Source organism: Aliiglaciecola sp. (assembly GCF_039982535.1).
Lineage (GTDB): Bacteria > Pseudomonadota > Gammaproteobacteria > Enterobacterales > Alteromonadaceae > Aliiglaciecola.
The window spans coordinates 1-12,763 of the sequence record NZ_JBDWYG010000021.1; the positions used below are offsets into that span (position 1 = coordinate 1).

The window sequence follows — 12,763 nt, forward strand, 5'->3', positions numbered from 1 at the left end:
ACGTTTAGTGTCTTTACCCGAAGGTTTTGTCACTAGGTCACTGCCCTTTGGCGTTACCTTAAAATCTTGTCTGCTGAGTGAGTCCGTTAGGTCTCTCTCAAGCGGGAGGCGTATTCTACACTTCCGGTATTTGATGTCAACGTTTTTATTTAGTTTTTTTGAATTTATTTCAAATCGCTAAATTGTCTCCATCCCGCTCCACACTTGCCTTTCGGCGTGTTCTTAAGACTCTAATTTAGAGTAGTAAGAAGAGGCGTTTTTTAAGTTTGCCCCGAAGCGAGGTGCGCATTCTACAGAGCATAATCGGAAGATCAAGAGTTTATTTCAAATTAATTACAATAATCTTAAAAAAAGCGGTTTAACCCTAAAAAAAGCACAAAGTTTATACTAGTCGAGCAAACTATAAACAACCTTGCAGTAAACAAATTTGGTTATCTGTTTATTTATGCGTAACATGGCACTGCTTTCTTTTCCTTTTTAAAAGAAATCCTATAACAATAATCATATTAGGTAATGACCACATGAAATCTTTCTCTTTAATAAACACACTAATCGCTATAGCAATTTCTATTATTGCTTACTTCGCACTTCCAGACGATTTTGCTTCTGTTCAATTGGCCTTCATTTTCGGCTTACTTATTGGAGCAATTGCCATCCCACAAGTTTCAAAACTAATTTCTGAATCTAAATCGGTTCAAAGTTCAAGTGATGATATCTCCTCAACCACAACTCTGTATGTTGGTAACCTTCCTTATAAAGTAAATGAAGATGCTGTTGCGGAGTATTTTTCTGAATTTGGAACTGTTGCTTCAGTTCGATTAATGAAAGACCGCCGCACTGGTAAACGTAAAGGCTACGGTTTTGTCGAAGTTGCAAGTAAGAGTGCTGACAAAATGATTAAGAAACTAAACGATACCGACTTTCAAGAGCGCACATTGAAAGTACGTTTAGCAAAAGATAAAACCGAAGGGTAATTACCCCCCTCATTTATACTTAGTAAAAATGGCGCTTATTAAAGCGCCATTTTTTATTGGTCCCCATTCATTTTTTTGATAAAAGCTTTAGGAGACAGTCCAAACTCTTTTTTGAACTTGTTACTAAAATAAGCCGATGAAGAAAACCCCACATTAAAAGCAGTTTCGGTTATCTGTTTTCCATTCAATAAGTCACTTTTCGCTTTCAGAAGACGATATCTTCTGAGTAGTTCAGTAAAACTAGAATTAGTAAAGGCTGTAAGTTTTCGAGTAAGCTGCCTCTCGCTGATAGCCAGATCAATAACAGCTCGCCCTCTATTACAAGTATTATCTTTGTAATTCTCTTCTAACCAGCAAATAAATTTATCGTAAAATCGAGTGTCTCGCTCTGAAGACAAGCAATCATTATTCAACTCGAAGATATCTTTATTTTCCACTGAATTAAAATTGTATTTTTGGGAAATCTTACGTCTAATTGTTATTAGGTTTTTTACCCTTGCCAATAACTCGGAGTTATTAAAGGGTTTCTTAATATAATCATCAATATGGTAACCCCAACTATCCAGACGCGTTTTATCATCACCTTTGGCTGTTAACATGATAATAGGGATATGTGAGGTTAATTCGTTCACTCTTATACTTTTACATAGTTCGAAACCATCCGCTACAGGCATCATCAGATCCGTAACGACAATGTCAGGTATAATATCTAACGCTTTTTCGAACCCTTCTTTTCCATTTTCAGCAGAATAACATTGGTATTCGTCGCCAAAAATAAGACCTAAGTAATTTCTCATGTCAGGTTGGTCTTCAACTAACAAAATCGACGGCCTTTTATCGCCGACTTCGTTTGAAGTGAATTCAAGTTCATTAGTGCTAAGCACTTCAAGTTCTGTTTGCTCGTTATCAATCGGAGCTGACACAAACAACTTCACTTCAGATTTAGAAATTTCGCTATTAATTGGCAGTTTAACTATAAACTTGGTTCCTTCATCAATTTTGCTTTCAACTTCAATACTTCCCCCATTTGCTGTAACTAACTCCTTAACTACAGCTAAACCTAGGCCTGAACCATTTGATTCGGAAACATTTTCCAAACGAGTAAATCGCTGGAAGATTAGATCAATATTTTCAACCTCAATGCCGAAACCTTGATCAGAGATTTCTACTTGAAGAATATTATTGTTAGTTGTTGCACAAATCTCTACGTTTCCACCTTTTTTGTTATATTTAAATGCATTCATCAATAAATTCGAAAGGATTTTCTCTAGTGAGTCTGCAATGTATGTCCCTGTTCCAGAGCAAGTATTTTCAACAATGAGTTGTTGTTTATTGTATGACGATATAGGTCGAAACGATTCGGCTATAATTTTGATTGAGTTATGCAAATCGTAGTGGACTTTATCATCTAATTTACTTGAATCTATTTTTGACAACTCCAGTACTTGATCAACAAGGTTGGTTAAACGGAAGACATTAAGTCTCAGTATGTCTAAAATCTTTTGGGATTTTTCATCCTTTACATATTTAGCAAGTTGCTCAATAGGCCCGCCTATTAGTGAAAGTGGAGTTCTAAATTCATGGGAAGCATTTGCGTACAATAATTCTTTATGATGCAACGCATCTCTCAACCTTCTTTTACTTGTGGCCAACTCCTTTGTTTGAATCAATACAGATGACTCCAAGCGTTCATTGAGTGATTTTAACTGAAACGTTCGATACTTAATGAAAGCAATAACTACAAGAATGCATGCTAAAAGATAGAAAGAATATGCTTGCCAAGTTTGCCAATAAGGAGGGTGGACTTTAATTTGTAAAGAATTAACAGGTTGGATACTTGCGCTTTTCGGATCTACTACTCGAACTTCAAATAAATAGTCTCCACTGGGCAATGTTGAGTAGGTTGCCTTGGCTGTTTCTGAACTTGCATCAACCCAACTATCATTCAAACCTACTAACCTATATTGAAACTTCAATACATTACGGTCGACTAAATTGTTTGCAGCAAAGGTCAGTTCGAAAAGGAATTCATCGTAGGAAATGTCTAAGGGCAAATCATTTGCTATTGACTCAATCAAATCTCGTTTCTTGGAAACCAGCCCTTGTTCATCTCTGATAAGTACCATAAGATCGACGAAAACCGTTTGGCTAACTTTTCTAAGGCGCTTATTGAGGAATTTATTTGCTAATTTAGTATTAACAACATAGTTTTCCCTATCTCCGGCAATCAAAATCTCTTCACCCGCTAAATTTATAGACGCCGTAATTTCAAAGTCTACATCTATAATACCGTCTTCTCTACCAAGCTTAATGGAGGTCTTATTGACATGATCATACCTAACGAGCCCCTGGTTAGTCATAACCCAAAAGTAGCCTTCAGAATCCTGTACCAACTCTCTAATATGCCTAGAATTTGCGGTATAAACAGTATCAATATAAATTAATTCTCCAGATACCTCATCTACGTGCGCGAGTCCTGCTCCGTCAGTGCAAAGCCAAATGACTCCTTTGTTGTCTTCTAAAAGGCAGTTATTTATGTATGCCAAATTTTTATTATTAAAAACAAGTTTTTCTTTACCTTCCTGTATCAAATCGTTAAGTTTTTGAACTCCATAAAATCTTATCGCGGCAATTACCTCACCATTATTCTGTTTTAATAAAATATCAGGGTTAATGTTTTCTACTATTTGTTCATAGTTTCCATACTTATCAATTTTATAAATTCCAGGGTATTTTCCACCAAGAACACTAAATAAGGAATGTGTGTCCGATACCGATAATATAGACGTAATTTCTCCTCCAGTTAGATCGACATTAAACCTTTTTGCTTCAAAACCACCATTTGGATTAATATTTACTTCAGATAACCCTAATCGATCAGAAGATATTAAATATGTATTGTTAGATAACTTTGCGATGGCACTAACAAAACCTATATTATCAGTGAGCTCCGTTAAGTTATGAGTATCCAAACTTAACTCCTGCAACCGGTTATTAAATGCCAAAATTAATTTAGAATCATCGAAAATACTTATTTCAATCGAACCCAAATTACTTTTAGATAAGTTCAAATATGAAATTGAATTGTTTATTGGATTGAATACAGTGATCCCAAAAAGCGGGCTGGAAAAAACAAAGATGTCGTCATCTATAACACTAACATCATAAACATCCCCAAAGTCGACTTGGTCCATTTCATCGTAAAGTTGAGCGTTTATCTCTTTGCCGTGATTGTCGAACTTTATTCTCTTAAATCCATTTTGATAGATCCAAAGATCTTGATAGCCAAGTCTAAATATCTGAGTAACGTTACTGTTGACATCATTAGGGAGAAAAAGATCAATATTACCATCTTTTCTATTTACGGATATTAGTCCTTTGTTTGAGCCCACAAGAATAGTGTTCGCATCTAAAATAAAAATAGTGTTCAGGTTTAAAACAGTATTAAATTTATCTGATATACCGATATCCGTGGCGTTGCCATGATGTGAACTTAACAACGTATAATATTCATCAATCGCATAAATAGTTTCACCTACAATCTCAAAATAAGTTATATCTTTTGTATTTGAGAGTATGGAATCCAACTCTAACCTATAAGTCTTAGTTAAAATTGAGTAACTATAAATATCCCCCCCGCAACTGAAATAAATAACTTCTTTAAGGCCTCTAATATTGCGACAAAATTCAGATGTACTTCCTTCAACTGGAAAATCGACTTTATTAAACTGGTTATTTTCTAAAAAGTAAATTCCATTGCCAAACGTTGCAATCCAAAGCCTACCATTTATATCTTCATATAATGATTCGATATCATATTCAAAAAGCGAATGATCAGCTTCTCCATAATGCAGAATATGTGAGCCTGTAACGGAATAAATTCCATTTTCTCCCCCCAACCATAAAGAATGTTTCCCTTTGAATAGTGTGTGAGTTACTCCTATGGGTTTACCATCAAAAACCTTCTGCGACTCTATTGAATAAACAGAGCCACCACAAAAAAACATCGTAAATATCAGTATATTTCTAAGCTTTTGTCCCAAAAACACAACTATCTGTCCTATATTTAATTTTATAGTTTGTAAAACTTTACATAATGAATATGGTACACAAAACGTACTCTAACAAGAGGAAAACAGATGAACCGCAAATTAAATTTTAATCAAGTTGAAGAAATAACAGGAAATGAGCTTTCTCAAATATGTGGAGGAAGTGAAACACAATACATTCCTTTTTATGCTGTAGATAAATCAGGAAGAGAACTGAGCCCCACAGACCCTGCAAGAAAAGGAAAGAAATTAAACCCACCAGTAGACCTAAATTTATAGTATCTAATTGGATTTAACCTTAAAAACAGTGCCAACTTCTTAGATTAAGTTGGTACTGTTCTATAAATAAAGACGTCAACTAATTTTACAAAACCTTCCCACACCAAACTGTATAAAATTCAAACAGGTTGAAAATCCTAGACTTTTTCTTTTTGGCTTAGTAATTGCCTTCTGAGAATTTGCAATTTGCTGTTTGCGATAAAAAAAACCAACAACCAACTTTAAAGGATGAAGACTGTGATAAATAAAACAAAAATAAAGCTTATACCACTAGTATTATTAATTATGGCATGTTGTTCCGCCCCGGCATTTTCTACTTTGGTGTATTCAGATACTAATGCGACCGGTGATTTTTGGGCACGCCCAATTTTGGAAGGACCGGATATTTCCGTCAATGGGCCGGTTCAATATACTGTTCAAAGTTTCTATACCGCCGGTTCGGGAGAATTTAATTTTAGTAGTATCCAGGATTATGACGGTTACTTGCACCTATATGAATTTGATTTCTCGCCAACCAATCAGTTGGTCAATTTGTTAGCCGGCGATGATGATGGTTTTGGTGGGATAGGTACCTCGGATTTTAGTTTCAATTTAGTGGGTTTCCAGCAATATTATTTAGTGACAAGCGCGTTCGCAGCCGGAGATGTTGGCAGCTTTACAAATACCATAAGTGGGGAAGATAGTGATATTGCGGTGTTTGCTGGGTTGGTTTCTGTGCCCGAGCCATCCGGCCTTGCTATTTTTGCATTAGGAATGATTGTTTTAGCATCACGTCGTTTTACAAAATAAACAAACCATAACGCCTAGCGCGAGTTTTTAAACAGCACCTTTGATTTCACTGGTGCTTTTTTTTTGTGTCTATTTTTTGAAAAAGCTTTTTAGAAGAGTTTTATGTGGCTGTGATATTTACAAGATATAAGTTGATTTCAGTCTAGTTAGGCAAACGCCTTGGCGACAAAATATTTGGGAAATTATTAACTAGATAGATTTGGGCATAAAGAGAAAATGGTGCCGACTGCCGGAGTCGAACTGGCGACCTACTGATTACAAGTCAGTTGCTCTACCAACTGAGCTAAGTCGGCACACTAAGGTGACGGCTTTTGATTTACTGTTGTAAGTCGTTCTACAGCAGTGACAAGGTTGGTAAGTCTTGTCTCAAAAGCGAGGCGCTATTTTAAACGCAGATTGAATCTTGTCAACCGTTGTTTATCGACTTATTGCGTTTTATTGCAAGTTTTAGTCTAAGCGCCTGATTTATCATCGTATTGATGAAGTTATCTACAGATGATTAGTCAATTTTAGCCAGTTTGTCAGCTTCACCTAGAAGTTTAGGGAAATGCTCTACCGGTAGGTACTTGGCTAAGGTGGTCATTAATTCGGCTAGGTCGGCGTAAGTATTTCCGGTAAGATTGATATGTCCCATCTTACGTTTTGCTCTGACGGTTTTACCGTACAAGTGCAAGTTACAGTGATCCAAGCTGAGTAAATCAGTAGAGTAGTCATCACAACCAATGATATTGATCATGGCACTTTTGCCATATGCTTGCGTGTTTCCGAGGGGCAAACCAGTAATTGCACGCATGTGATTTTCAAATTGACTGCAATCTGTACCTTGCATACTCCAATGACCAGAGTTATGAACTCGGGGGGCGATTTCGTTTACTAACAATTGCTTGCCAACTTGGAAAAATTCCACCGCTAACACACCCACATAATCAAATTCATCTGCGAGTTTCGTGAAAGCACTGTGTGCCTGTTCGATAAGCGCGTTATCAATTTCCGGAGCGGGGGCAACTGAAACGTGCAGCTGACCTTCATGATGGAGGTTTTCAGCCAGCGGGTAAAACTTAACTTCACCATGTAACCCACGGGCTCCCACTAGAGACAGTTCTCGATCAAAGGGCACCATTTGCTCGGCGATGAGTGGTACTTGAACCAAGTCGAGATCTGCTAGTTGCTGTTTTAGGGACGGTAAATCGTCTTTACTCGCCAAACGCCATTGGCCGTAACCATCGTAACCATCTCGGCTAGCTTTAATTATCAGCTTTTCACCTAATTGCGCCACTGCATCATCAAGCTGTTCGATATCAGTAATGATTAAGTGTTTGCTGTTGTTGATTTGCAGTTTCTCAAGGACGTTTTTTTCACGTACCCGATCCGCACCTGTTAAAATTGCTTCCATACTGGGATAGAGCTTACCGCTGCTTTGCGCTTGTTCCAGCAAATCTTCAGGAACATGTTCAAACTCCACTGACAAGGCGTCCGCCCTATCAATGGCTTGTTCAATGCTAATGTCGAGTTTCATTTTACTAATTGGGTCAACTACGGTGTGATTTGCCACATCCACAGCCTGAACTTTGAATCCCAAAGGTACAGCAGACAAATACATCATTTGTGCTAATTGCCCTGAACCATAGATCAGAACATTCACTCAGGTAACTCCAACTCATCTAATGCAAGCACGGTATCAGTTTGCTTTTTGCGAAATGCTATTACGGCTTCTGCTACTTTTTTATCGTGCAAAGCAATCACTTGTGCAGCAAGTAAACCCGCGTTAGCCGCTCCGGCTTCTCCGATGGCTAACGTACCTACCGCCACACCTTTTGGCATTTGCACAATTGAATAAAGTGAATCAACACCGCTTAACTGGCTAGAACGTACAGGAACACCAAAGACTGGAATATGTGTATGAGCAGCAATCATGCCTGGCAAATGCGCAGCACCACCAGCTCCACCGATAATGACATGATAATCGTTATCAGCAGCAGTTTTTGCGAATTCAGTCAGTAAATCTGGGGTTCTGTGTGCCGACACCACTTTTGCATCAAACTCCACACCAAGATTTTTCAACATAATTGCAGCCTGCTGCATGGTTGGCCAATCTGATTTAGAACCCATTACTATTGCCACTTTAGGCATATCTGCTCCTAACTTTTTAGGTCTGAAACCAACGTAGTGTTGGTGATACGTTTTGAGGGTCGTTACTTTCGTTTAATTAATAAAAATAATATTCAAAAAGCACACTTTCGTTAGCTTTTGCATTACTTCAATCAAATAAAAATATGAATAAACCAAGAACAGGAATATTTCCCTCAATAATTGAGGCGGCAGATTGTAGCCTAAATTTCGCCCAAGCCCAAATATTGGGAGAGGGAAATTAGAGATTTAATGCTTATAGCTAAACATTTACCCTAGATAATTTAAAATTTATGGGCTTTTTCGTGCATTATTTACGTATTAAACAAGGGATTAACTATTATGTAGTTAGTAACATTGAACATGATATGGAATGTAAAAATGTAGCAACAAACTACGCATTCTATGCATTCACGAACTAACCTTAAGGTTGTAAAGTAGTTTAAAAGGAGTGATGAATGTTAGACAGGTTTTTGAAAAAAGAATCCGCCGGCGGTATTTTACTAATGTGTGCAGCAGTGCTTGCATTAATTGTTGCCAACTCTCCTTTATCCTTGGTATACGATTTACTCATCGATATGCCTGTGGTAATTCAAATCGGTGCACTGGAGATTAATAAACCCTTACTTTTATGGATTAATGATGGGTTAATGGCGGTTTTCTTTTTCATGGTAGGCCTCGAACTCAAGCGCGAAATAATGGAAGGGGGCTTATCTAACCCGGCGAATATTGTATTACCAGCAAGTGGTGCAATTGGAGGCATGATTGTACCCGCCGGGATATATGCATTTTTTACTTGGGGAAACCCTGTAGCGTTGGCAGGTTGGGCAATACCTGCTGCAACTGATATCGCCTTTGCCATGGGTATTTTAGCCTTACTGGGGAGTAGAGTGCCCGTTAGTCTAAAAGTATTTTTAGTAACCTTGGCAATCATCGACGATATAGGCGCGATATTAATCATTGCCCTATTTTACAGTGATAACATTTCTACTTGGCCACTAATTGTAGCGGCATTCTGTTTGATGTTATTAACCAGTATGAACCGCAAAAACGTACAACAGATCCCGTCTTATATTTTAGTAGGTGTGGTATTGTGGGTTGCCATGCTTAAATCCGGAGTTCACGCAACTTTAGCAGGCGTGTTACTTGCTTTCTTTATTCCTATGCGAGATAACAACGATCCGAGTGTTTCGCCAGTCAAATCTTTGGAACACAGCCTACTTCCCGCGGTTAACTTTGTTATTTTACCGGTGTTTGCTTTCGCTAATTCAGGTATCAACCTTGGCAGTATTAATGCCGATTCAGTGTTGCACCCCGTTACTTTTGGCATATTCTTGGGCTTATTTGTAGGTAAACAGATCGGTGTATTTGGGTTTAGTTGGCTGGTTATAAAACTTGGTTTAGCCAAATTACCGGCAGACCAGAACTTCGCCCAACTGTATGGCTGTGCCATATTATGTGGTGTAGGTTTCACCATGAGTCTATTTATCGGCTCTTTAGCCTTTGCCCAAACTGGTAATAATGCATTTTTTGATGAGCGATTAGGTATTCTATTAGGTTCCATAGTGTCAGCTGTGACTGGCTACTTAGTTCTCAAAAAAGCAATACGCTAACGCAGGTAACCTAGGCGATATAACCTAAAACGGCATCCTTATGGATGCCGTTTTAGGTTGGGATATGGAAATAGTATTAGTGCTGTTTCATATAATCGATTGTCATATTAGTTAATAGACGCACACCTAATTTCATCCCTTCGTCATCCACATAAAAGTCAGGCGTGTGATGAGCAGGCGCATCTTTAGGATCAACATCCAAAGGTTTTCCGCCAACCCATAAATAAAGTCCTGGAACTTGTTCTTGGAAAAATGAAAAATCCTCAGCTCCAGTTACCGGTTTACTATAAATCACCTTATCTTCACCAGCGGTATTGATAAGGGTCGGTAACATGGTGGAAGTAAGATCGTGATCATTAAAGGTAATTGGGTAGGAATAATCTAACGGCATGGTGAGTTCAGCTTCAGCACGCATACTCTCAGCGATGCCATTGACTTTCCTTGGCATGGCTTCATACATGTGGTCCCGCGCTTTTTTATTCAAGGTGCGAATAGTTCCCACCAATTCCACTTCGTTAGGAATGATATTGGAGCGAACGCCTCCGTTAATTGCACCAAAGGTAACCACAGCAGCATCATCTAGAAGTTGCACTTCACGACTAACAATTGTTTGAATGCTCATAATCATTTGTGCAGCAGTAACAATAGGATCAACACTCATCCATGGATAAGCTCCATGGGCTTGTTTTCCTTTAATAACAATTTTAAAAGGATCAACTGCGGCCATTACGCCACCTTCGCGATACAAAACCGTATTAACATCAGCAAGGGAGCTTATGTGCAATCCAAAAATAGCGTCCACATCTGGATTCTTAAGCACGCCTTCTTTTACCATCAATTGTGCTCCGCCCTCTTCACCGCTAGGCGCGCCCTCTTCGGCTGGTTGAAAAATGAATTTTACTTTGCCGCGAAGCTGATCTTTCATCCCCACTAGAATCTCAGCAGCCCCCATCAACATAGCGATATGGGTATCATGACCACAAGCATGCATTACAGGTACATCTTTACCGTTATACTCGCCTCTTGCTGTCGATTTCCAAGGTAAGTCGTTATTTTCAGGCACCGGTAGTCCATCAATATCTGCTCGCAAACCAACTACAGGGCCGGGTTTACCGCTGTCGAGAACAGCAACAACACCAGTTACCGCTACTCCTGTTTGCACTTCTAGCCCTAACGACTTTAAATGTTTGGCAATATACTCAGCGGTTTTAAATTCTCGGTTTGAAAGTTCAGGGTGTTCATGTAAATGATGACGCCACTGAATCACTTTGGCTTCAATTTTGTCAGCCATTAAATCCACGGTGTCTGCAAAACACAACGTAGGCAATAGTGACAATGTGAGGAGTAGCTTCTTCATAGTTCCCTTCTTGTTAGTTATTTTTATTAACGTGAGACACTTTTTATATCATAATTTGCACTACAAAGAAAAAATCCACTGCAGCGCAAACTACAGTGGATTTTTTAATCTTCGAAAATGAAGTGGTTTTAGCTTTTTTGACGTTTCATCGCATCAAAGAACTCTTCATTGGTTTTTGTCATGGCTAATTTACCAATTAAAAACTCGATGGCATCAATTTCAGACATCTCGTGGACAATCTTACGCAGTATCCACATTTTTTGTAGCTCTTCTTGAGTCGTCAGTAATTCTTCACGACGAGTACCTGAACGGTTGAAGTCGATTGCTGGGAATACACGCTTTTCCGCTATTTTACGGTTAAGGTGCAGTTCCATGTTACCTGTACCTTTAAATTCTTCGTAAATAACTTCATCCATCTTCGAACCAGTGTCGATTAGTGCTGTGGCAATGATGGTCAAACTACCACCTTCTTCCACATTACGAGCCGCACCAAAGAAACGTTTAGGTTTATGTAATGCATTAGCATCTACACCACCAGTAAGTACTTTACCTGATGAAGGTATTACGGTGTTATAAGCACGGGCTAGACGGGTAATAGAATCCAGTAGGATAACAACGTCTTTTTTGTGCTCAACTAGACGTTTAGCCTTTTCAATCACCATTTCAGCTACCTGAACGTGGCGACTTGCGGGTTCATCAAACGTTGAGGCAACCACCTCACCTTGAACCAAGCGCTGCATTTCAGTAACTTCTTCTGGGCGCTCATCAATCAACAGAACCATCAACTCACAATCTGGGTGGTTGGCAGCAATTGATTGAGCAATATTCTGTAGTAACAATGTTTTACCCGCTTTTGGCGGAGCAACAATCAAACCACGCTGACCAGCACCTATAGGTGAAGCTAGGTCTAAAATTCTTGCTGTTAAATCCTCTGTACTACCATTACCACGTTGCAACGTGAAACGACGGTTAGCATGTAATGGAGTTAAGTTTTCAAAAAGGATTTTATTGCGGGAGTTTTCTGGCTTATCGAAATTGACTTGATTGATTTTCAGTAGTGCAAAATATCTTTCACTATCTTTAGGAGGACGTATCTTCCCGGCGATAGTATCTCCGGTTCGTAGATTGAATCTACGGATTTGGCTGGGAGAGACATAAATATCATCCGGACCGGCCAAATATGAAGAATCGGATGAACGTAAAAATCCAAAACCATCTTGGAGTATTTCGAGTACACCATCACCGAAAATGTCTTCGCCGCTTTTCGCGTGCGCTTTCAGTATGGCAAAAATAATATCTTGTTTGCGAGCCCGAGCCATATTATCTAGGCCCATTTTTTCGGCTAATGCTACAAGTTCGCTGATCGGTTTATTCTTTAATTCTGTTAAATTCATATTGGTGGGTCTTTATGATTTGAAATGCGCTACAAGGCACCCTGTTTTTTGTCTCAGGTTTTTTGGCTAATTAAATTCGTTTTACTCTATGGATTGAGTGCGAAATCTGGTGAGTTCAAGATATGAACAATCGAAAGTTAGCACCAATTAGTTGTTCCGTCCAGCGAAAAACGATGATTAA

Annotated in this window: 9 protein-coding genes and 1 tRNA gene; 4 read left to right on the top strand and 6 right to left on the bottom strand. The window is 38.7% G+C overall.

The window, feature by feature from the left end:
* The first annotated feature begins 521 nt into the window (after positions 1-521).
* Positions 522-974, top strand: coding sequence for an RNA-binding protein (locus ABJV04_RS04545; protein ID WP_348490122.1), 453 nt, complete (start codon positions 522-524; stop codon positions 972-974).
* Between the two features lie 53 nt (positions 975-1,027).
* Here the strand turns inward: ABJV04_RS04545 and ABJV04_RS04550 are convergent, their stop codons facing one another.
* Entirely contained in the window at positions 1,028-5,023 is a 3,996-nt protein-coding gene (locus ABJV04_RS04550) for an ATP-binding protein (protein ID WP_348490123.1), read from the bottom strand.
* Between the two features lie 90 nt (positions 5,024-5,113).
* Between ABJV04_RS04550 and ABJV04_RS04555 the strand changes: the two genes are divergently transcribed.
* Positions 5,114-5,302, top strand: a complete 189-nt coding sequence (locus ABJV04_RS04555; protein WP_348490124.1) for a hypothetical protein — start codon at positions 5,114-5,116, stop codon at positions 5,300-5,302.
* A gap of 237 nt (positions 5,303-5,539) precedes the next feature.
* The gene (locus tag ABJV04_RS04560) at positions 5,540-6,091 is read left to right on the top strand and encodes a PEP-CTERM sorting domain-containing protein (RefSeq protein ID WP_348490125.1); all 552 of its coding nucleotides are present in this window, start codon (positions 5,540-5,542) and stop codon (positions 6,089-6,091) included.
* A gap of 217 nt (positions 6,092-6,308) precedes the next feature.
* On the opposite strand, the gene ABJV04_RS04565 is transcribed toward ABJV04_RS04560, so the two are convergent.
* The 3 genes from ABJV04_RS04565 to purE form a co-directional block, all read right to left on the bottom strand.
* Positions 6,309-6,384: transfer RNA gene (locus ABJV04_RS04565), tRNA-Thr, on the bottom strand.
* A gap of 206 nt (positions 6,385-6,590) precedes the next feature.
* The gene (locus ABJV04_RS04570) at positions 6,591-7,733 is read right to left on the bottom strand and encodes a 5-(carboxyamino)imidazole ribonucleotide synthase (protein WP_348490126.1); all 1,143 of its coding nucleotides are present in this window, start codon (positions 7,731-7,733) and stop codon (positions 6,591-6,593) included.
* Positions 7,730-8,221, bottom strand: a complete 492-nt coding sequence (gene purE, locus ABJV04_RS04575) for a 5-(carboxyamino)imidazole ribonucleotide mutase (protein WP_348490127.1) — start codon at positions 8,219-8,221, stop codon at positions 7,730-7,732. Before purE ends, ABJV04_RS04570 begins: the two co-directional genes overlap by 4 nt.
* Positions 8,222-8,676: 455 nt before the next feature.
* Here purE and nhaA point away from each other — a divergent pair, with 455 nt between their 5' ends.
* Positions 8,677-9,831, top strand: coding sequence for a Na+/H+ antiporter NhaA (gene nhaA, locus ABJV04_RS04580; RefSeq protein WP_348490128.1), 1,155 nt, complete (start codon positions 8,677-8,679; stop codon positions 9,829-9,831).
* 76 nt (positions 9,832-9,907) lie between these two features.
* Here the strand turns inward: nhaA and ABJV04_RS04585 are convergent, their stop codons facing one another.
* Both ABJV04_RS04585 and rho read right to left on the bottom strand, forming a co-directional pair.
* A complete protein-coding gene (locus ABJV04_RS04585; protein ID WP_348490129.1) occupies positions 9,908-11,188 on the bottom strand; it encodes an amidohydrolase in 1,281 nt (426 codons plus the stop codon).
* A gap of 128 nt (positions 11,189-11,316) precedes the next feature.
* Entirely contained in the window at positions 11,317-12,582 is a 1,266-nt protein-coding gene (gene rho, locus ABJV04_RS04590) for a transcription termination factor Rho (protein ID WP_348490130.1), read from the bottom strand.
* Positions 12,583-12,763 lie beyond the last annotated feature (181 nt).